Below are 19548 nucleotides of genomic sequence, written 5' to 3'. Positions count from 1 at the left end.
TCGTCCCGAGACTCCTCCGGCCGTGCGGCGGCGGGCAACCCCTTGCACCGCCCGGTGCCTCCGTGCAACGGGCGAGGGACGGGCGGTCAGCCGCCCAGGAGGCGGCGCTGCACCGGGTCCCGGCGGGAATGCGCGCGATGGACGCGGAACACGCCGCCGAACACCTCGCACCCCACGAGGACGAGCACCACGCCGATCGACGTGGTCGCGGCCGCGAGCGAGACCTCGACCGGGTCGGCGACGGACACCGGCATGAACACGACCGACGCCGCCATCACCCCGAACAGCAGGCTGAGGGAGGCCACGACCAGGCGAGCCAGGATGAAGGGTTCGAGGATGAAGGTGCGTGCGAGCACCGCGTCGGCGATCGAACCGCGGCCCTCGGCGTCGGCGCTCAGCCGCCGGGCGAGCGCGATGGAGAGCCGTCGCCCGCTGCGGTGCAGGCCGAGCAGCAGCCAGACGGCACCGGCGCCGAGCGCGACGAGGGCGAGCATCGGCGCGACGAACGGGATCGCGAACCCGAAGGCCCCGACGAGTCCGCACACGAGGAAGATCGCGACGACGAGGACGGCCGTGGCGCCGAGGCCGATGAGCAGCCGCGACGCGCGGCCGTAGTCGGCGCGCAGCGTCGCGATCTGCCGTTCGATCGAGTCGGCCCCGTCGGCCGCCTCCTGTTCGAGGAGGGGCAGGGAGGCGGGGAGCACGAATCGGAACGGCACGCGCCGAGTCTACGGATCGCCGTGGGTCCGGCCGACGCGCGCCGCCGGGCATCCGCCCCCGTAGGCTGGTCGTATGGCAGAACGCGCATCCTGGTCGCTCGGCGCAGCCCTCCGCGGGGTCTTCGGGGCGAAGACGATCGACGACGACACCTGGGACGACCTCGAGTCGGCGCTCATCCGCGCCGACTTCGGACCCGACGTCACCGAGGAGATCGTCGCGCAGATCCGCGCGCAGGTCGAGCGGTTCAAGACCACCGACCCGAAGGACGTCCAGCGGATGCTCCGGGAGGTCGTCGAGGAGCGTCTCGCCAAGTACGACCCCACGCTGAAGCTCACCGAGCGCCCCGCCGTCGTGCTCGTCGTCGGCGTGAACGGCGTCGGCAAGACGACCACGATCGGCAAGTTCGCGCGCTTCCTCCGCAGCTACGACCGATCGGTCGTGGTCGGGGCGGCCGACACCTTCCGCGCGGCCGCGGTCGACCAGCTCGCCACCTGGGCCGAGCGGGCGGGGGTCGGCATCGTGCGCCCCGAGCGCGAGGGCCAGGATCCGGCGTCGGTCGCCTTCCAGACGGTCGACAAGGCCAAGCAGGACGGCACGGAGATCGTGATCATCGACACCGCCGGCCGCCTGCACACCAAGGGCGGGCTCATGGACGAGCTCGGCAAGATCCGCCGTGTCGTCGAGAAGCAGGCGCCGATCAGCGAGGTGCTGCTCGTGCTCGACGCGACCACCGGCCAGAACGGCCTCGCGCAGGCCGAGGCCTTCATCGAGCACGGGGGAGTGACCGGCCTCGTGCTCACGAAGCTCGACGGCAGCGCGAAGGGCGGGTTCGTCCTCGCCGTCCAGGAGAAGACGGGCCTGCCGATCAAGCTCATCGGGCAGGGCGAGGGCATCGGCGACCTCACCGGTTTCACCCCGCACGTCTTCGCGCAGAAGCTCGTCGGATAGGAGCACGCATGTCGATCGAACACGACTACTTCGGCCTCGTCGGCGACTACTGGTCGGAGACGTACGAGTACGCGGACCAGCGCGTCGAGGTGGTGCTCGACGCCGACGCCGACCTCGTCTCGCTGCCGTCGCTCGACATCGCCTCGTCGCTCGTCGGCGAGCTCGAGCTCGTCGACGACGAGTTGCGCCAGGCGTTCGTCAGCCAGCTCGACAGCAAGAGCTCGCCGATCGTGCGGTTCCTCGACGTCGTGCTCGACCCCGAGCTCGAGCAGGCCGACGACGTCGACGCGGCGATCGGACGCGACTCGGGCGACCGCCAGGTCGACGCACTGCGCTCGCTCAGCCTCGTCCGGGTCGACCTCCGCCCCGACGCCGACGAGCCCGGCGATGCCTTCGCCGAGTTCGAGTACGCGCTCGCCCCCGACGACACCGACGAACGGCTCGTCGCGTCGATCGACCTCGAGCGCGAGATCGTCGACGTCCGCTTCGAGGGCTGAGCGCGCGAGCCTCGCCGAACGCCCCGCCGCGGCGGCCGGGGTGGTCGTCCGCGCCGCGACGCGGAGAGGCATCCGACCTCGCCTAGAATCGAAGGCACCATGGCTACCTTCGGAAACCTGTCTGACCGCCTCGCGGAGACCTTCAAGAACCTCCGCACCAAGGGCAAGCTCTCCGCATCCGACGTCGACGGCACGGTGCGCGAGATCCGCCGCGCCCTGCTCGACGCCGACGTCTCGCTCGACGTGGTCAAGCAGTTCACGGCGCACGTGCGCGAGCGCGCGCTCGGCGATGAGGTCAACAAGGCCCTGAACCCGGCCCAGCAGGTCGTGCAGATCGTCAACGAGGAGCTGGTGGCGATCCTCGGCGGCCAGCAGCGCCGCCTGCAGTTCGCGAAGAACCCGCCGACGGTCATCATGCTCGCCGGCCTCCAGGGCGCCGGAAAGACGACGCTCGCGGGCAAGCTCGCGAAGCACCTCGCGAAGGAGGGGCACACGCCGCTCCTCGTCGCCAGCGACCTCCAGCGCCCCAACGCGGTCAACCAGCTGCAGGTCGTCGGCTCGCAGGCCGGCGTGCCGGTCTTCGCCCCCGAGCCCGGCAACGGTGTCGGCGACCCGGTGAAGGTCGCGAAGGCGGGCGTCGAGCAGGCGCGTCGCGCGCAGCACGACGTCGTCATCATCGACACCGCCGGCCGTCTCGGCGTCGACGCCGAGATGATGAAGCAGGCGTCGAACATCCGCAAGGCGACCGATCCCGACGAGGTGCTCTTCGTCATCGACGCGATGATCGGCCAGGACGCGGTGACGACCGCGAAGGCCTTCCAGGAGGGCGTCGACTTCACCGGCGTCGTGCTCTCGAAGCTCGACGGCGACGCGCGCGGCGGTGCCGCGCTCTCGGTCGCCTCGGTCACGGGGCGCCCCATCATCTTCGCCTCCACGGGCGAGGGCCTCGACGACTTCGAGCCCTTCCACCCCGACCGCATGGCGAGCCGCATCCTCGACCTCGGCGACATCCTCACGCTCATCGAGCAGGCCCAGCAGGCCTTCGACGAGGAAGAGGCGCTGAAGGTCGCCGAGAAGCTCGCGACCGAGCAGTTCACGCTCGACGACTTCCTGGCGCAGATGCAGCAGCTGCGCGGCGCCGGCTCGATCAAGAAGATGCTCGGCATGCTGCCGGGCGCGGGCGGCATGAAGCAGCAGCTCGAGAACTTCGACGAGCGCGAGATCGTGCGCACCGAGGCGATCATCCAGTCGATGACGCCCGCCGAGCGCAAGAACACGAAGCTCCTGAACGGCTCGCGGCGCCTGCGCATCGCGAAGGGCTCGGGCATGACCGTCACCGACGTGAACCAGCTCGTGCAGCGCTTCGAGCAGGCCGCGAAGATGATGAAGACCGTCGCCCGCGGCGGCGTGCCGCAGATCCCCGGCATGGGTCCGATCCCCGGCGCCGGCGGCTACGGCGGCGGCAAGCGCAACGCCGCGAAGAACAAGAAGAAGTCGGGCGGCTCGCGCTCGGGCAACCCGGCGAAGCGGGCGGCCGAGAACGAGGCGATCGCCTCCGGCGTCACGCCGGCGGGCCAGGGCCAGGCGCCGAGCGGTTCGGGCTTCGCTCTCGGCGGCGCCAAGAAGGGCACGCCGAGCGAGGCCGACCTCGCGGCGATGCAGAAGCTGCTCGGCCGCTGATCGGCTGAGCCCGGCGGCGGGCCGCTCGCACGCGGCCCGATCGTCGGCGCGCGGGCGCGCCGGTGCGTCATGCGCCGGGTGCGCGGTGCCGGGCACCGGGCGGCTCAGCCGTCGGACGCCTCGCGGCCGCCCTCGGGCGACGCCGGGGCGCCGAACCCCTCGCGCAGCTCTCGGGCGAGGTGCGCGACGACGGCGGTGAGATCGCCTCCCGCGGCCTGCGCGACGTCGAGCTGGCGTTGCGCGCTCGCGCCGGCGTCGAGGGTCGCGCGCACGCCCTGCAGCTCGGCCGCGCAGCCGAGCCGATCGGCCACGGGCGCCAGCGTCGTCAGGAGCTCGCGCAGGTCGTCGGCGACGGGACGCTCGGTGCCCGAGACATCCGTGATGACCTCGGCCTCGAGCCCGTACCGGGCCGCGCGCCACTTGTTCTCGCGCACGTACCAGGGCTGCAGCACCGTGAGGGTCTCGCCCTCGTCGAGCCGCGTCGACATCCACTCGACGAGGCACTGCACGAGGGCGCCGATCGCGGCGATCTCGGCCGCGGTCGACACGCCGTCGCAGACGCGAACCTCGACGGTGCCCCATTTCGGCGACGGGCGGATGTCCCAGCGGACCTCGCTGTGGTCCTCGATGACCCCGGTGCGCACGAGGTCGCCGACGTAGCGCTCGTAGGCCGACCAGTCGGGGAGCGGATAGGGGAGCCCCGCGGTGGGCAGCTGCTGGAACATGAGTGCGCGGTTGGAGGCGTAGCCCGTGTCGACGCCCGCCCAGAACGGGCTCGAGGCGCTGAGCGCCTGCAGGTGCGGCAGGTAGGCGAGCAGTCCGTCGAGGATCGGCAGCGCCTTGTCGCGATCCTCGATGCCGACGTGCACGTGCACGCCCCAGATCATCATGTTGCGCCCCCACCAGCGCGTGCGCTCGATGAGCTTGTGGTACCTGGGCTTGTCGGTGAGGTGCTGGTCGTACCACTGGCTGAACGGGTGGGAGCCGCTGCAGATCAGCTCGTACTCGCCGAGCCCGTCGATGACCGCGCGCACCTCGGCGAGCTGCTGCTCGAGGTCGTTCACCGCGCCGGCGACGGTGGTGTGCACGCCGCTCACGAGCTCGACCGTGTTCGTCAGCAGCTCGGACGTGATCGAGGGATGTGTGCCGGAGGGGCTGCCCGCATCGAGGAGCTCGAGCACGCGGTCGCCGATCGAGGCGAGTTCGCCGGTGGCGCGATCGACGATCGCGATCTCCCACTCGAGGCCGATGGTGGAACGGGGGGAATGCGCGAACTCGATCGGCATGGCGGCCTTCCTCAGGGCCGCGCTGGGGCGGGCCCGTGCGCCCATCATCGCACGGCGGGTCGGGCGGTTCCGCGGTGCGACGCGGGATGACGCCGGGTTCGCGCCTCCCGATCGCCGACGTGCCGCTGGAGTACGATGTGCCGCATGACATCTCGCCAGGACGGTACCCCGTGAGCCCCGAGCCCATGCGGCTGCTCGAGGTGCAGAGCCTGCGCGAGCAGGTCGAGCGCACCCTGTCGTCGCGGATCGTCGCGGGCGAGTTCGCACCGGGCGCGGTGCTCACGGTGCCGACGCTCGCGGCCGAGTTCGGCGTCAGTGCGACGCCCGTGCGCGAGGCGATGCTGAACCTCGCCCGGCGCGGGTTCCTGAGCCCCATCCGGAACCGCGGGTTCCGGGTGACCGAGATCTCGCTGGACGAGCTCAAGGAGCTCGGCGAGGTGCGCGCGCTGCTCGAGGCCCCGCCGATGCGGCAGCTCGCAGGCGAGCTGTCCGACGCGACGGTGGCGCGGCTCGACGAACTGGCGGCCGAGATCGTCGCGGCGGGCAGCGAGGGCCGGTTCGAGGACTACCTCGAGGCCGACACGGCGTTCCACCTCACGCTGCTCGAGCTGACCGGCAACCGGCACCTCGTGCGGCTCGTGAGCGAGTTGCGCCAGCAGACGCGTCTCGTCGGCCTCGTGAACCTCGCCGAGAGCGACGCGCTCGTGGCCTCCTCGCTCGAGCACGCCGAGCTCGTGCGCCTGCTCGTCGCGGGCGACGGCGTCGCGGCTGAAGACCTCATGCGCCGCCACGTCGGCCACGTCGCCGGACTCTGGAGCGGCCAGGACGAGGCCTGAGCCCGACGAGTTCGTCCGGTCGCCGCCCGGCGGGGCGGAACGGTCGTGGTCGCCCGCTCCCATGAGTAATATGTCACGTACCGCGAGTGAGCGGTTCGGGTGAGCTGGAAGGACGACGATGCGGGTCGCAGTGATCGGAGCGGGCATCGTGGGCGCCGCGTGCGCCCTCGACCTGGTCGAGCACGGCGCCGAGGTGGTGCTCGTCGACCGGGTGGGGGTCGCAGGTGAGACCTCGAGTCGGTGCGAGGGCAACCTGCTCGTGAGCGACAAGGCGCCCGGCCCGGAGGCCGAGCTCGCCATCCACTCGAACGCGCGTTGGCGCGCGCTCGCCGAACGGCTCGACGCGGGCCGTGCGGGCGGCCGGCCGGCGACCGAGTTCGAGGCGAAGGGCGGCGTGGTCGTCGCGTTCCCGGGCGGCGAGCAGGCGCTCCGTCGCTTCGCCGAGACGCAGCGGGGGATCGGCATCCAGGCCGAGGAGCTCGACGCGTCGGCCCTGCTCGCGGCCGAACCGCACCTCTCGCCCGAGGTCTCGCTCGCGATCCACTACCCCGAGGATGCCCAGCTGCAGCCCTCGAACACCACCCAGTCGCTCGCCGACGCGGCGGTCCGCGGCGGCGCGCGCCTCCTCGAGGCCGAGGTGACGGGGGCGCGCGCCTCCGGCGGCCGCATCCGTGCGCTCGAGACGACCGCCGGCCCGCTCGAGGTCGACGCGGTCGTGAACTGCGCCGGCCCCTGGGCGGGCGAGCTCGGCCGCAGGCTGGGCGCGCCGATCGACATCCGCCCGCGCCGCGGCGTCATCCTCGTGACGACGCCGATGCCCCAGCGGGTCTTCCACAAGGTCTACGACGCCGACTACGTCGGCGCCGTCGGGTCGGGGGATGCCGCGCTGCAGACCTCGACCGTCGTCGAGTCGACCCCCGGCGGCACCGTGCTCATCGGCTCGAGCCGTGAACGCGTCGGCTTCGACGATCGCCCGGGCGTCGACCCGGTGCGCGCGATCGCGGCGAAGGCGACCCGGCTCTTCCCCTTCCTCGAGGACACCATGCTCCTGCGCAGCTACTTCGGCTTCCGCCCCTACGCCCCCGACCACCTGCCCGTGATCGGAGAGGACCCGCGCCTCGCCGGGCTCTTCCACGCCACCGGCCACGAGGGCGCCGGCATCGGCCTGGCCCCCGCGACCGCCGAGCTCGTCTCGCACGCGGTGCTCGGCACGCCGACGTCGCTCGACCCGGCGCCGTTCCGGCCCGGCCGCCCCGGGATCGGGGTGGCGGCGTGAGCCGCGCACGCGGTGCGCGCGAGGCTCGCGCGACGGCCGCGACGGCCGCGACGGCCGCGACGGGTGGGACGCACGGCACCGTCGACCTCCTCGTCGACGGCGAGGCCGTGTCGGGCCGCGCAGGCCAGACGATCGCCGGAGTGCTGCTCGGCGCGGGCCGGGTCGCCTGGCGCGGCGCCCAGGACGGCGATCGCGGCGTGTTCTGCGGCATCGGGGTGTGCCACGACTGCCTCGTGACCGTGAACGGCGTCGAGGGCGTGCGCGCCTGCCAGCGCGAGGCCGTCGACGGCGACCTCGTCGAACGGGAGGTGCGCCGATGACCCGCGTCGCGATCCTCGGGGGCGGGCCGGCAGGGCTCGCCGCGGCCGAGGCGGCGCTCGCCGCGGGAGCCGAGGTGACCCTGCTCGACGAGGGCGCCCGCCCGGGCGGGCAGTTCTGGCGCCACCGCCCGGGGCTGACCGATCCGCGCATGCAGCACGGGACGCGTCGCTTCGACGAGCTGTTGGACGCCCTCGCCGGGGCCGAGGTGCACGCGGGGGCGGCCGTGTGGTCGGTCGAGCTGCGCGAGCCCGACGGCGCGGGTGCCGCGGGCGGCGGCAGTGGCTGGAGTGACGAGGCGGCCGGGCCCATCGTGCTCCGCGCCGCGGTGGGCCCCGCGGACGGGGCCGGCCGCCGTGCGGTCGTCGTCGAGGCCGACGCGCTCGTCATCGCCACGGGCGCGCACGATCTCGCCCTGCCGATCCCGGGGTGGACCCTGCCCGGCGTGACGACCGCGGGGGCGGCCCAAGCTCTCGCGAAGCGCGACGGCGTGTCGGTGGGGCGGCGCACGCTCGTCGCGGGTGCCGGGCCGTTCCTGCTGCCCGTCGCCCAGTCGCTCGCACTCGTCGGCTCCGCGGTCGTCGGCGTGCACGAGGCATCCCGCGTCGGAGCGCTCGCGAGGGGGTGGCTGCCGAAGCCGTGGCAGCTCCTCGGCAAGTCGGGCGAACTGGCCGGGTACGCGGGAGCGCTCGCCCGCCACCGCATCCCGTACCGGGTCGGCAGCGGCGTCGTGCGCGTGCTCGGCGACGAGCGCGTCGAGGGCGCGGTCGTCGCACGTCTCGATGGAGACTGGCGGCCGGTGCCCGGCACGGAGCGGGTCGTCGAATGCGACGCCGTCGCGCTCGGACACGGCTTCACGCCGCGCCTCGAGGCGGCGCTCATGCTCGGCTGCGAGGTCGTCGGCGATCGACGCGGGCGATTCGTGCTCGTCGACGATGCGCAGCGCACCACGCAGCCTCGGGTGTTCGCCGCGGGCGAGGTCACGGGCATCGGCGGTGCCGACGCCGCCCTCGCCGAGGGGGCGATCGCGGGCTTCCGCGCGGCGGGCGTGGCGCAGGAGGATCCGCGCCTGAGCGGCGCGCTCGCGGTGCGCGACCGGATGCGGCGCTTCGCGCGGAGACTGGAGACGGCGCACGGGATCCGCCCCGGATGGACCGCGTGGCTCGAGGACGACACGATCATCTGCCGCTGCGAGGCGGTGGCGAAACGCGCGATCGTCGAACGCGCCGAGGTGCCGCTGCGGGCGATGCGCCTCGCGACGCGGGCCGGGCTCGGTCCGTGCCAGGCGCGCACGTGCGGGCGCGCCGTCGAGGCGATCGTCGCCGAGGCCCGGGGGGCGACCGCATCGGGGCCGACGGCACCCGAGCCGCTCGAGGGGGCGTCGCCGCAGCGCGCCGCGGGCTCCGCCTCGGCCGTCACGATCGCCGGCCCGTCGGCCGGGGCGAGCTCCGGCTTCGATCGCCGGCCGCTGCTCGCGCCGGTGCGCCTCGGTGAAGTCGGCGGGTCGGGTCGGCCGGGCGGCGGGGAGAATTGACGGAAGGATCGCGCCTTCTCGTAGTGCGTGATATATTACACACTACTTCAGGTCGAGGATGTCCCGTCGACGCCCCGAGACCCACCGGAACATCGAGACCGACAGGATGGAAACCCCAATGACCGAGCAGAACATGGACCTGGGCGGTGTCGTCGTCGCCACCACCCTCGCCTTCCGCGAGGACGCCGCGGCGCCCGCCGGGCTCGCCGTCGACTACGACAGGTTCGGCGAGCACGTCGACTTCCTCATGTCGAACGGCTGCCGCGGCGTCGGCCCCAACGGCTCGCTCGGCGAGTACTCCTCGCTCACCGACGAGGAGCGCCGCAAGGTGATCCAGGTCGCCGTCGAGGCCGTCGACGGCCGCGGAATCGTGATCGCCGGCGTGCACGGCGTCGGCAGCCACCAGGCACGGCACTGGGCCGAGCTCGCCCGCGAAGACGGCGCCGACGGGGTGCTCCTGCTCCCGCCGACCCTCTACCGTGCCAACGAGGCCGAGGTCATCGCCCACTACCAGGAGGTCGCGAAGGTCGGCCTGCCGATCATGGCCTACAACAACCCCTTCGACACCAAGGTCGACCTCGTGCCCTCGCTCGTCGCGAAGCTCGCCGAGATCCCCGAGGTCGTCGCCATCAAGGAGTTCACGGGTGACGTTCGCCGCGTCTACGAGATCAAGGAGAAGTGCGACATCGACGTCATCGCCGGTGCCGACGACGTGCTCTTCGAGCTCATGGTGAACGGCGCCGTCGGCTGGTTCGCCGGCTACCCCAACGCCTTCCCGCGCGAGGCCGTCGAGCTCTACAGCCTCTGCATCGAGGGCAAGTGGCACGAGGCGAAGGCGCTCTACGAGCAGCTCGTCGCCGTCTTCCGCTGGGACTCGCGCACCGAGTTCGTGCAGGCCATCAAGCTCTCGATGGACATCTGCGGCAACTCCTACGGCGGCCCGACCCGCCCGCCGCGCGGCCCGCTCACCCCCGAGCAGCACGCCCAGGTCACCGCCGACACCGAGCGCGCCCTTGCGGCGCTCGAGGCACGCCGGGCGGTGCTCGCCTGATGCGTGCTGCGCCTGAGACGCTGCATCGAGGCCGTCGCCCCGCGCCCGTTCCGACGGTGGAGGCCTGATGCGTGCGCGCCGGGTCCTCTCCGCGGTCGACTCCCACACCGAGGGCATGCCGACCAGGGTCGTCACGGGCGGCGTCGGCCCGATCCCCGGCGCGACCATGAACGACCGACGGCTCTGGGCGATGGAGCACCTCGACGGGCTGCGGGGCCTGCTCATGAACGAGCCCCGCGGGCACGCGTCGATGTCGGGCGCGCTGCTGCAGCCGCCGGCGCGCGAGGACGCCGACTGGGGCGTCGTCTTCATCGAGGCATCCGGGTTCCTGCCGATGTGCGGGCACGGCACCATCGGGGTCGCGACCGTGCTCGTCGAGACGGGCATGGTCGAGGTGACGGAGCCGGTCACCGAGATCCGCCTCGACGTGCCGGCCGGCCTCGTGATCGCCCGCGTCGCGGTCGAGCACGGCCGGGCGAAGCACGTCACGATCGAGAACGTGCCGAGCTTCGCCGAGCGGCTGGATGCCTCGATCGACGTGCCCGGCTACGGCGAGGTGCCGTACTCGGTCGCCTTCGGCGGCAACTTCTACGCGCTGGTCGAGCTCGACGCGGTCGGGCTGCCGTTCGACCGGGCCCGCAAGGACGACATCCTGCGCGCGGGCCTCGCGATCATGGACGCGATCAACACGCAGGCACCCCCGCAGCATCCCGTGATCGAGGGGGCGAACCACGTGCATCACGTCGAGTTCATCGCCCCGGGCTCCGACGCCGCGCGCTCGAGGCACGCGATGGCGATCCACCCCGGGTGGTTCGACCGCTCGCCGTGCGGCACCGGCACGAGCGCGCGCATGGCCGAGCTGCACGCCCGGGGCGAGCTGGCGCTCGAGACCGACTTCGTCAACGAGTCGTTCATCGGCACGGAGTTCACGGGGCGGCTCCTCCGCGAGACCGAGGTGGGCGGGGTGCCCGCCGTCGTGCCGACCATCACTGGCCGCGCCTGGGTGACCGGCCTCGGCCAGTACTTCCTCGACGACGACGACCCCTTCCCCGAGGGCTTCGTCTTCTGACGGTCGCCCCGGGTACCGTCACCCGAATCCACCAGCCGGAGGCATCCATGAGCACCGAGACCGACACCGACACCGACGCCGTCGCCGCCCGGGCGGCGCGCGCCGCACGCCCCTTCGCCGAGACCGAGCCCCGCGCGCGGGCGGCCGCGCTCGTCGCGGTCGCCGACGCGCTCGACGCGCACGCCGCCGAGCTCATCGCGATCGCGATGCGCGAGACCGGCCTCACCGAGCCGCGCCTCACGGGCGAGGTACGGCGCACCTCGAACCAGCTGCGCCTCTTCGCGGAGGTGATCGTCGACGGCGCCTACCTCGATGCGCGCATCGACGACGCCGACGCCGGGTACGTGATCGGCCCGCGTCCCGACGTGCGGCGCGTGCTCGAGCCCGTCGGGCCGGTGCTGAACTTCGCGGCATCGAACTTCCCCTTCGCGTTCTCGGTGGCCGGCGGCGACTCGGTCGCGGCGCTCGCGGCGGGCTGCCCGCTGGTCGTGAAGGCGCACTCGGGGCACCCCGAGCTCTCACGTCGCACCGGCGAGCTCGTCGCCGCCGCGCTCGCCACCGCCGGCATGCCCGACGGCGTGTTCCAAGTCGTCGCGGGTCAGCGGGCCGGCGTCGAGCTGCTGCAGGACGAGCGCATCCGCGCCGGCGCGTTCACGGGTTCGACGCACGTCGGGCGGCTGCTCGCCGACCTCGCGGCGTCGCGGCCCCGTCCCATCCCGTTCTTCGGCGAACTCGGCAGCGTCAACCCGGTCTATGCGACGGCGGGCGCCGTCGACGCCGACCCCGAGCTGCTCCAGGGCTTCCTCGCCTCGGTCTCGGGTTCGGCCGGGCAGCTCTGCACGAAGCCCGGCTTCCTCTTCGTGCCGCGCGGCGCGCAGCTCGGCCCGGTCGGGGAGACCGCCGCGGGGGTCGCCGAGCACCGGCTGCTGAACCCCGGCATCGGCCGCGCCTTCGAGGAACGCCGCGGCGCCGTGCTCGGCGCCCCCGGCGTGACGGTCCTCGCCGCGGGGGAGGTGCGCGTCGACGACGCCGAGCAGCGCTTCGCGACGCCGACCGTGGTAGAGGTCGACCTCGACACGCTGCGCGAGCATCGCGACGAGCTCCTGGAGGAGTCGTTCGGCCCCCTGTCGATCATCGTGCGGTACGACGACGCGGCCGAGCTGCCGGGGGTCCAGCGCGAGCTGTTCCCGGGCAACCTTACGTCGACCCTGCACGCGAGCGACGACGAGCTCCAGGGCGGCGGCCTCGCCGACCTCGTCGACGCGCTCGCCGAGACGAGCGGACGCGTGCTCTTCGGCGGCTGGCCGACCGGCGTCTCCGTCACGAGCGCGATGCAGCACGGCGGACCGTATCCCGCGACGACGACCGACGCCACGAGCGTCGGCACGGCGGCGATCATGCGGTTCCTGCGCGGGGTCGCGTACCAGAACGCGCCGCAGGCCCTGCTGCCCGCACCGCTCCGCGACGACAACCCGTGGGGCGTGCCGCAGCGGCGCAGCGCCGCCGGCGCCTCGACCGGGTGGGGAAGCCTCACCGGCGCGCACTGACGGACGAACGGTGACGGATGCCACGGGGCCGGCCTCGTGGCATCCGCCGACCCCCCACCGTTTCAGGAAAAGGGCCGCTGCTCAGGACGGATTCGCCGACATCGTCCTGAGCAGCGGCCTATTCCCTGAATCGATGCCGGTCGGTCGCGGGGCGGGTCAGCGCAGGCTGAAGCCCCCGGCGAGGGGGTCGGCGGGGTCGAGCTCGAACTCGCACCGTCCGACGCGGTACGCCTGCCCGGCGATCTCGGGGATCACGCCGCCGCCCGTGCGCTCGGCGACGCGCGCGAGGAAGCGCGTGCCGATGATCGAGTCGTGCGTGAGCGTCTCGCCGTCGGCGAGCTCGCCCGTGTGCGCGAGCAGCGCGACGCGCGCGGCGGTGCCCGAGCCGCACGGGCTGCGGTCGACCTCCCGTCGGCGAAGACCGTGACGTTGCGCTGCCACGGTCCGTCGTCGGTGCGGCCCAGCTCGTCGACGAAGATCGTGCCGTAGACGCCCGAGAGCCGGTCGTCGTCGAGCTGCGCCGCGGGGTGGTCGTTCAGCGCCCACTTGATCTCGCGGCCGACGCGGATGAGCTCGGTCGTGTGCGCCGGGGCCACCTCGAGCCCGAGCGACGCGGCCGGCAGCGTCGCGTAGACCGCGCCGCCGAAGACGAGATCGACGAGCACCTCGCCGCGGCTCGTCACGAGCGGGAGGCCGCGGGCGAGCACCCGGGAGGCCACGTTGCGGAAGACGACGCCGGTCGTCACGCCGCCCGAGCGCTGCACGCGCGCCTCGACGCGACCGCTCGGCACGTCGATCACGACCCTCGCCTCGCCGTCGTCGGGGGCGTCGACGCGCCCGGTCGCGACGGCCCAGGCGCCGAGCGCCATGGTGCCGTGCCCGCACGCGGTCGAGAAGCCGTCCTTGTGCCAGAACAGCACGCCGAAGTGGGCGCCGTCGTCGTCGGGCGGCGTGATGAACCCGCCGTACATGTCGTCGTGGCCGCGCGGCTCGAGGCAGAGGAAGCGGCGCACCCGGTCGGGTTCGCCCGACCTGGCGTGCACGCGCCGCTCGGCCACGGTGGCGCCTTCGGTCGCGACGCCCTCCACGATCCGGAACGGCTCGCCGGCCGTGTGCCAGTCCTCGGTGCTCCAGCGCATCACACGTACGACTCCTCGTGCTCGATCGCGACCGCGGCGACCGCGAGGTCCTGCCATCCCATGCCGCACGTCTTCACGACGCGGGGGCGGTCCCGCGCCACGGCGACCTCGCCGGTCGCGATCCGCGCCATCGGCACGACGTCGCCCGGGGCGAGGTGTCCCTCGTCGACCGCCATGATCACATCGCCGGCCTCCGTGCGCGAGACGCGATCGGTCTCCACGATCACCTGCGCCCGCCCGAGGAGGGCGCCCGGCAGCTCGCGGGCGTCGCGCTCGTGCGAGCCGACCGCGACGAGCGCGGCGCGATCGCGCACGAGGGTCGCGTCGAAGAGCGGTTCGCGCGCGGTCGTCGCGCACACCACGAGATCGGCGTCGGCGACGTCGCGGGCGGTGCCCACGGCGGCGTCGAGTCCGGATGCGGCGACCGCGGCGACCGCACGTTCGGCGCGCTCGAGGTCGCGGCCGACGAAGCGCACCCGCTCGACCGGGCGGATCGCCCGCATCGCCTCGACATGGCGGACGCCCTGCGGGCCGGTGCCGAAGACGACGAGGCTCGCGGCGTCGGGCTCGGCGACGAGATCGACCATCGCGGCGGACATCGCGGGCGTGCGCAGGTTCGTGAGCTCGGTGCCGTCGAGCAGTGCGACGGGGGAGAGGGTCTCGGCGTCGAGCACGATGTAGACGGCCTGGATGCGCTCGAGGCCGCGCGCCGGGTTCGCGGGGGCGACGGTCGCGAGCTTCTGCCCGGCGTAGCGGCCGAGGTCGGCGGGCATCAGCAGCAGCTGCCCGTGCCGGACGTCGACGATCGACCGCGGCGGATCGTCGTCGGGATCGAACCCGGCCCGGAGCGCGGCCCGGAGGGCGCTGGCGGCGCGGGGAATGTCGACGCGGGCGCGGAGCGCGTCCCCATCGAGGACCCGCATGGCGGCGATGACATCGGTCATGTCGACATCCTACTGTGTGATGTGTAATGTGCTACACATCGCGGAGTGTTCGACGAAGCGCGTCCGAGCTCGCCGAGCTCCCATTCGAGGGGCCGGCGGCTGCAGGCTCCCGTCGCAGCCGGCGATCCGCGGTGCTGTCCGGCATCGCGGCACGGATGAACCCGAAGGTGACCGATGTCCCGGAAGCTCCTCGTGCCTGCCACGACCCCGCGGTCGATGCCGCAGCCCGCCGAACCCGACCCGCGCGTGCCGCGCCTCGCCGCGTCGCCCGGCTTCCGCGAGTTCATGCAGGGAGGCTGGGGCGAGGCCGATCGTGCGCCGCTCGTGCCGGCGGGGGCGCCCGAGGCCGCCGCACGTCACCGCGACCGGCTGTCGGCGGCATTCGCCGGGCGCACGCTCGCGGTCTCGGCGGGGCGGGCGCCGATGCGGGTGAACGACAACGCGCACGAGTTCCGCGCCGACAGCGACTTCCTCTGGCTCGTGGGCGCGGCGGTCGAGGACGCCGTGCTCGTGCTCGAGCCCGTGGGCTCCCGCCACGACGCGACCCTCTACCTGCCCGCGCCGTTCCGCCCCGGCGACGAGGGATTCTTCGCCGACCCGCTGCGCGGCGAGCTCTGGGTCGGTCCGATGCCGGGCGTCGGCGAGTACGCCGAGGCGCTCGGCCTCCGGACCCGGAGCGTCGACGACCTCGACCTCCCGGCCGACGCGCTCATCGGCGGCACCGTGCCGCTCGACGGGCGGGCGGCCTCGTTCGCGGGACGCCCGCGCTCGGGCGAGCTCGCGCGCGTGCTCGCCGAGCTGCGCATGATCAAGGACGAGTGGGAGCTCGCCGAGCTGCGCGCGGCCGTCGACGCCACCGTCGAGGGCTTCGCCGAGACGGTGCTCGAGATCCCGCGCGCCGTGCGCGCGGGCGGCGAGCGCTGGCTGCAGGGCACCTTCGACCGGCACGCGCGCACGGTCGGCGCGGGCGTCGGCTACACCTCGATCGTGGGGTCCGGGGCGCACGCGCCGATCCTGCACTGGGTGCGCGCCGAGGGCGACATCGACCCCGAGGCGCTGCTGCTGCTCGACCTCGGCGTCGAGCGCCGCTCGGGGTTCACCGCCGACGTGACGCGGACGCTGCCGGCCTCGGGCCGATTCGGCGCGGCGCAGCGCGAGGTGCACGACCTCGTCGAGGCATCCCACCGGGCGGGCCTCGCGGCCGTCGGGCCCGGCCGCGACTGGGCCGACTTCCACGCCGCGTGCATGGAGGTCCTGGCACAGGGCCTCGCCGACTGGGGGCTGCTGCCCGTCTCGGTCGACGAGGCGCTCTCGCCGGGCGGCCAGCAGCACCGCCGCTACATCGTGTGCGGCGTCGGCCATCACCTCGGCATCGACGTGCACGACTGCTCGGCCTCGAGCCACGCCGCCTACCAGGGGGCGACGATGCGGCAGGGTATGGCGCTGACCGTCGAGCCGGGGCTCTACTTCCACGCCTTCGACGAGACCGTGCCGCCCGAGCTCCGCGGCGTCGGCGTCCGCCTCGAGGACGACCTCGTCGTCACGGCGGACGGCAGCGAGGTGCTCTCGGCCGGCCTTCCCATCGACGCCGACGGCATCGAGCGCTGGATGGCGGGGCTGCGCTGACGCGCGACGCGGCGCCGGTTCGCGGGCGACCGCCGAATCTGGCAGAATAGGGGGTTGGATCGCCGCCCGACCCTCTATCAGGCCGTGGTCCGACCATTTCGAGCTTCCGCCGGGTGTGCACCCCACGCTCCAGGCGATCGGTTCAACCTTTCTACACATTCAGGAGAATCGTGGCTGTCAAGATCCGTCTCAAGCGTCTCGGCAAGATCCGTGCGCCGTACTACCGCATCGTCGTCGCCGACTCGCGCACCAAGCGCGACGGTCGTGTGATCGAGGAGATCGGCAAGTACCACCCCACCGAGCAGCCCTCGTTCATCGAGGTCGACTCGGAGCGTGCCCAGTACTGGCTCTCCGTCGGCGCGCAGCCGACCGAGCAGGTCGCGGCCATCCTCAAGCTCACGGGCGACTGGGGCAAGTTCAAGGGCGACGCGAACGCCGTCTCGACGGTGCAGACGAAGGCCGCCAAGGTCGAGTTCGTCGCCGACGAGAAGAAGAAGCCGGTGCTGAAGCCCAAGGCCGAGAAGCCGGCGCCCAAGGCCGAAGAGGCCCCCGCCGAGGCCGAGGCCGAGGCTGCGGAGACCGCGACGGACGAGGCGTAAGCCTTGCTCCAGTCCGCGCTCGAACACCTCGTCAAGGGGATCGTCGATCACCCTGACGACGTGAGGGTCGTCTCCGCGTCGAGCGCACGCGGCGAGGTCCTCGAGGTTCACGTGAACCCCGAGGACCTCGGTCGCGTCATCGGGCGCGCCGGCCGCACGGCCAAGGCGCTCCGTACGCTCGTGACCGCGCTGGCCGATGGCCGCCGTGTGCGTGTCGACGTCGTCGACACCGACGACTGACGTGGCCGACTCACCGGGTACGCAGCTCCGGGTCGGCCGCCTGACCAAGGCGCACGGCCTCAAGGGCGCGATCAAGCTCGAGCTCTACACCGACGACCCCGAGCGTCGCTTCGTCCCGGGCGCGGTGTTCTCGCTGCAGGTGCCGAAGGACTCGCCGTGGCACGGCGGGCACCTGACCCTCCGCGAGGTCCGGTGGTACAACGGGCAGCCCGTCGGGTTCTTCGAGGGCGTCGACGACCGCACGGCGGCCGAGACGCTCCTGAAGGCCATCCTCTGGGTCGACCAGGTCGACGACGAGGCGCCCGAAGACGACGCCTGGTACGATCACCAGCTCATCGGGCTCGCGGTCCTCCGCGACGGCGCTCGCATCGGCGAGGTCGTGCACGTCGAGCACCTGCCGGCGCAAGACCTGCTGATCGTGCGCGTCGACCAGGAGCGACCCGGCGGTCGCGACGTCATGGTGCCCTTCGTCTCGGCGATCGTGCCCGAGGTCGACCTCGAGGCCGGCACGCTGACGGTCACGCCGCCGGCCGGCCTCTTCGAGGAGCTCGCCGAGGGCGACACGGCGGATGCCGCGGCCGAGTCCGTCGCCGACGGCGACGCGCCCGGCGAGTAGGCGAGCGATGCGCGTCGACATCGTCACGATCTTCCCCGAGTTCTTCTCGGTGCTCGACCTGTCGCTGCTCGGCAGGGCGCGCGAGTCCGGCCTCCTCGAGGTCACCGCGCACGACCTGCGCGACTTCACGCACGACCGGCACCGCACCGTCGACGACACGCCGTACGGCGGCGGTGCGGGCATGGTCATGAAGCCCGAGCCGTGGGGCGAGGCCCTCGACTCGATCGTCGGCCACGAGGCATCCGATGCACTGCTCATCGTCCCCTCGCCCGCGGGCGAGCCGTTCACGCAGGCGATCGCGCGCGAGCTCGCCGAGGAGCAGCACCTCGTCTTCGCCTGCGGGCGCTACGAGGGCATCGACCAGCGCGTCGTCGACCACTACTCGACGCGTATGCGCGTGCGGCTCATCTCGCTCGGCGACTACGTGCTGAACGGCGGCGAGGTCGCCGTCATGGCCATGATCGAGGCGGCCGGCCGCCTCGTGCCGGGCGTCGTCGGCAACCCCGAGTCGCTCGTCGAGGAGTCGCACGAGAACGGCCTGCTCGAGTACCCGAGCTACACGAAGCCCGCCGAGTGGCGCGGCCTCGAGGTGCCGCCGGTGCTGCGCTCGGGCAACCACGGCGCGGTCGCGGCGTGGCGCACCGAGCAGCAGCTCGAGCGCACCCGGCGCGTGCGACCCGAACTGCTGCCCGGGGGTCCCGCCGACGCGAACGCGTGAGCCGTTCTTCACGCGCCCGAAACACCGGGCTCGCCGCCCCGTAACACCCGCTTCATACCGTCGAAGCGGCGGGCACCATCGATTCCCCGCCGGAGAGCGCGGGTCGGAGCATGGTCACGAGTGCAGTTCCGGCCCCGCGCGACGACGCGGCCGAGCGGCCGCTCCGGCTCGTCGCGGTGACGCACGGCGCACCGTCGGCGGCGAACCGCGAGGCGATCATGCGGCTCGCCGACGGGGTCGCCTCCGCGCGGCCCGGACTCGACGTCGCCATCAGCTTCGTCGACGCTCGCGCGGGCGATCTCGCGGGCGACCTCCTGGGCGGCGGCGGCCCCGCCCCGGTGATCGTGCCGCTCGTGCTGTCGGCGGGCTTCCACGTGCGCACCGGCCTCGCGCTCGGGCTCGACCGCCTCGGCACCGGCGCCGGGCTCGCCGAGGCGCTCGGACCCGACGACCGCATCGTCGAGGTGCTCGCCCGCCGGCTCCGGCTCGCCGGCCTCGAGCCCGACGATGCCGTCGTGCTCGCCGCCGCGGGATCGAACGACCCGCGGGCGGTCCGGGAGTGCTTCGAGACCGCCCGTCGGCTCGGCCACCGGCTCGGCCGCTCGGTCACGGTCGGCTTCATCGCCGCCGCGATCCCGCGCCTGCCCGACGCCGTCGAGATGATCCGCGAGGTCCACCCCGGGGTGCGGATCGCAATCGCCCCCTACCTGCTCGCGCCGGGGACGTTCTCCGACGCGGCGGCTGCGGCGGACGCCGAGCTCGTCGCCGAACCGCTGCTCATGCCGGGGGAGCCCGCCCCTTCCGAGCTCGTCGCGCTCGTGCTCGATCGTCATCGCGAGGCCGAAGCGGCCGACCGCGTCGCGATCTAGGCGGCGCGATCGCCAGCCCCGAGCCCCGAGCCCGA

Annotated in this window: 19 protein-coding genes and 1 pseudogene; 16 read left to right on the top strand and 4 right to left on the bottom strand. The window is 73.4% G+C overall.

Annotated features, from left to right (window positions below):
- Positions 1-86 precede the first annotated feature (86 nt).
- On the bottom strand, positions 87-719 hold the full coding sequence (locus ACFVTH_RS16830; RefSeq protein WP_387093321.1) for a hypothetical protein: 633 nt from the start codon (positions 717-719) through the stop codon (positions 87-89).
- Between the two features lie 73 nt (positions 720-792).
- Here ACFVTH_RS16830 and ftsY point away from each other — a divergent pair, with 73 nt between their 5' ends.
- The 3 genes from ftsY (at position 793) to ffh (ending at position 3845) form a co-directional block, all read left to right on the top strand.
- Positions 793-1668, top strand: coding sequence for a signal recognition particle-docking protein FtsY (ftsY, locus tag ACFVTH_RS16825; RefSeq protein WP_387093319.1), 876 nt, complete (start codon positions 793-795; stop codon positions 1666-1668).
- Positions 1669-1676: 8 nt separating this feature from the next.
- Positions 1677-2165: a hypothetical protein gene (locus ACFVTH_RS16820; protein ID WP_386940724.1), complete on the top strand. Its 489-nt coding sequence runs from the start codon at positions 1677-1679 to the stop codon at positions 2163-2165.
- A gap of 99 nt (positions 2166-2264) precedes the next feature.
- Positions 2265-3845 (top strand): signal recognition particle protein, encoded by a 1581-nt coding sequence (gene ffh / locus ACFVTH_RS16815; protein ID WP_387093317.1) that lies wholly within the window; start codon positions 2265-2267, stop codon positions 3843-3845.
- 104 nt (positions 3846-3949) lie between these two features.
- Here the strand turns inward: ffh and ACFVTH_RS16810 are convergent, their stop codons facing one another.
- Entirely contained in the window at positions 3950-5131 is a 1182-nt protein-coding gene (locus ACFVTH_RS16810; RefSeq protein ID WP_387093315.1) for a glutamate--cysteine ligase, read from the bottom strand.
- Between the two features lie 170 nt (positions 5132-5301).
- Here ACFVTH_RS16810 and ACFVTH_RS16805 point away from each other — a divergent pair, with 170 nt between their 5' ends.
- The 7 genes from ACFVTH_RS16805 (at position 5302) to ACFVTH_RS16775 (ending at position 12762) form a co-directional block, all read left to right on the top strand.
- The gene (locus tag ACFVTH_RS16805) at positions 5302-5967 is read left to right on the top strand and encodes a GntR family transcriptional regulator (protein WP_387093312.1); all 666 of its coding nucleotides are present in this window, start codon (positions 5302-5304) and stop codon (positions 5965-5967) included.
- Between the two features lie 118 nt (positions 5968-6085).
- The gene (locus ACFVTH_RS16800; RefSeq protein ID WP_387093309.1) at positions 6086-7243 is read left to right on the top strand and encodes an NAD(P)/FAD-dependent oxidoreductase; all 1158 of its coding nucleotides are present in this window, start codon (positions 6086-6088) and stop codon (positions 7241-7243) included.
- Positions 7240-7563, top strand: coding sequence for a (2Fe-2S)-binding protein (locus tag ACFVTH_RS16795; RefSeq protein ID WP_387093307.1), 324 nt, complete (start codon positions 7240-7242; stop codon positions 7561-7563). Before ACFVTH_RS16800 ends, ACFVTH_RS16795 begins: the two co-directional genes overlap by 4 nt.
- Positions 7560-9095, top strand: a complete 1536-nt coding sequence (locus ACFVTH_RS16790) for an FAD-dependent oxidoreductase (RefSeq protein WP_387093304.1) — start codon at positions 7560-7562, stop codon at positions 9093-9095. The genes ACFVTH_RS16795 and ACFVTH_RS16790 overlap by 4 nt, the downstream gene beginning before the upstream one ends.
- Before the next feature lie 118 nt (positions 9096-9213).
- Positions 9214-10146: a dihydrodipicolinate synthase family protein gene (locus ACFVTH_RS16785; RefSeq protein WP_387093301.1), complete on the top strand. Its 933-nt coding sequence runs from the start codon at positions 9214-9216 to the stop codon at positions 10144-10146.
- A 67-nt stretch (positions 10147-10213) separates the two neighbouring features.
- Complete coding sequence (locus tag ACFVTH_RS16780) at positions 10214-11215, top strand: proline racemase family protein (RefSeq protein ID WP_387093298.1); 1002 nt, start codon at positions 10214-10216, stop codon at positions 11213-11215.
- A 47-nt stretch (positions 11216-11262) separates the two neighbouring features.
- Positions 11263-12762 carry an aldehyde dehydrogenase (NADP(+)) gene (locus tag ACFVTH_RS16775; RefSeq protein ID WP_387093296.1) on the top strand — a complete coding sequence of 500 codons (1500 nt, stop codon included), beginning with the start codon at positions 11263-11265 and terminating at the stop codon, positions 12760-12762.
- A gap of 156 nt (positions 12763-12918) precedes the next feature.
- Here ACFVTH_RS16775 and ACFVTH_RS16770 read toward each other — a convergent pair.
- A pseudogene (locus tag ACFVTH_RS16770) lies at positions 12919-13901 on the bottom strand (proline racemase family protein).
- A complete protein-coding gene (locus ACFVTH_RS16765; protein WP_387093293.1) occupies positions 13901-14845 on the bottom strand; it encodes an ornithine cyclodeaminase family protein in 945 nt (314 codons plus the stop codon). The pseudogene ACFVTH_RS16770 and the gene ACFVTH_RS16765 overlap by 1 nt, the downstream one beginning before the upstream one ends.
- Positions 14846-15019: 174 nt before the next feature.
- Between ACFVTH_RS16765 and ACFVTH_RS16760 the strand changes: the two genes are divergently transcribed.
- The 6 genes from ACFVTH_RS16760 to ACFVTH_RS16735 all read left to right on the top strand — a co-directional run bounded on the left by ACFVTH_RS16760 (position 15020) and on the right by ACFVTH_RS16735 (position 19513).
- Positions 15020-16471 (top strand): aminopeptidase P family protein, encoded by a 1452-nt coding sequence (locus tag ACFVTH_RS16760; protein ID WP_387093292.1) that lies wholly within the window; start codon positions 15020-15022, stop codon positions 16469-16471.
- A 170-nt stretch (positions 16472-16641) separates the two neighbouring features.
- A complete protein-coding gene (gene rpsP / locus ACFVTH_RS16755) occupies positions 16642-17070 on the top strand; it encodes a 30S ribosomal protein S16 (RefSeq protein ID WP_376945748.1) in 429 nt (142 codons plus the stop codon).
- Positions 17071-17073: 3 nt separating this feature from the next.
- Positions 17074-17310, top strand: coding sequence for an RNA-binding protein (locus tag ACFVTH_RS16750; protein ID WP_121475435.1), 237 nt, complete (start codon positions 17074-17076; stop codon positions 17308-17310).
- The gene (gene rimM, locus ACFVTH_RS16745) at positions 17267-17926 is read left to right on the top strand and encodes a ribosome maturation factor RimM (protein WP_387093289.1); all 660 of its coding nucleotides are present in this window, start codon (positions 17267-17269) and stop codon (positions 17924-17926) included. Before ACFVTH_RS16750 ends, rimM begins: the two co-directional genes overlap by 44 nt.
- Positions 17927-17933: 7 nt before the next feature.
- Positions 17934-18644 carry a tRNA (guanosine(37)-N1)-methyltransferase TrmD gene (gene trmD, locus ACFVTH_RS16740; protein WP_387093286.1) on the top strand — a complete coding sequence of 237 codons (711 nt, stop codon included), beginning with the start codon at positions 17934-17936 and terminating at the stop codon, positions 18642-18644.
- Positions 18645-18754: 110 nt separating this feature from the next.
- Positions 18755-19513, top strand: a complete 759-nt coding sequence (locus tag ACFVTH_RS16735) for a sirohydrochlorin chelatase (RefSeq protein ID WP_387093283.1) — start codon at positions 18755-18757, stop codon at positions 19511-19513.
- Positions 19514-19548 lie beyond the last annotated feature (35 nt).

The organism is Agromyces sp. NPDC058104, assembly GCF_042884835.1.
In the GTDB taxonomy this organism is placed as follows: Bacteria; Actinomycetota; Actinomycetes; order Actinomycetales; family Microbacteriaceae; genus Agromyces.
Note: the sequence above shows the minus strand (reverse complement) of the source record. Positions and strands in the feature narration are given on the sequence as shown.

Coding starts and splice junctions, on each gene's coding strand:
- ftsY (WP_387093319.1), top strand. CDS start 793: ATGGCAGAACGCGCATCCTGGTCGCTCGGCGCAGCCCTCCGCGGGGTC.
- ACFVTH_RS16820 (WP_386940724.1), top strand. CDS start 1,677: ATGTCGATCGAACACGACTACTTCGGCCTCGTCGGCGACTACTGGTCG.
- ffh (WP_387093317.1), top strand. CDS start 2,265: ATGGCTACCTTCGGAAACCTGTCTGACCGCCTCGCGGAGACCTTCAAG.
- ACFVTH_RS16810 (WP_387093315.1), bottom strand. CDS start 5,131: ATGCCGATCGAGTTCGCGCATTCCCCCCGTTCCACCATCGGCCTCGAG.
- ACFVTH_RS16800 (WP_387093309.1), top strand. CDS start 6,086: ATGCGGGTCGCAGTGATCGGAGCGGGCATCGTGGGCGCCGCGTGCGCC.
- ACFVTH_RS16790 (WP_387093304.1), top strand. CDS start 7,560: ATGACCCGCGTCGCGATCCTCGGGGGCGGGCCGGCAGGGCTCGCCGCG.
- ACFVTH_RS16785 (WP_387093301.1), top strand. CDS start 9,214: ATGACCGAGCAGAACATGGACCTGGGCGGTGTCGTCGTCGCCACCACC.
- ACFVTH_RS16780 (WP_387093298.1), top strand. CDS start 10,214: ATGCGTGCGCGCCGGGTCCTCTCCGCGGTCGACTCCCACACCGAGGGC.
- ACFVTH_RS16775 (WP_387093296.1), top strand. CDS start 11,263: ATGAGCACCGAGACCGACACCGACACCGACGCCGTCGCCGCCCGGGCG.
- ACFVTH_RS16765 (WP_387093293.1), bottom strand. CDS start 14,845: ATGACCGATGTCATCGCCGCCATGCGGGTCCTCGATGGGGACGCGCTC.
- ACFVTH_RS16760 (WP_387093292.1), top strand. CDS start 15,020: ATGTCCCGGAAGCTCCTCGTGCCTGCCACGACCCCGCGGTCGATGCCG.
- rimM (WP_387093289.1), top strand. CDS start 17,267: ATGGCCGCCGTGTGCGTGTCGACGTCGTCGACACCGACGACTGACGTG.
- trmD (WP_387093286.1), top strand. CDS start 17,934: ATGCGCGTCGACATCGTCACGATCTTCCCCGAGTTCTTCTCGGTGCTC.
- ACFVTH_RS16735 (WP_387093283.1), top strand. CDS start 18,755: ATGGTCACGAGTGCAGTTCCGGCCCCGCGCGACGACGCGGCCGAGCGG.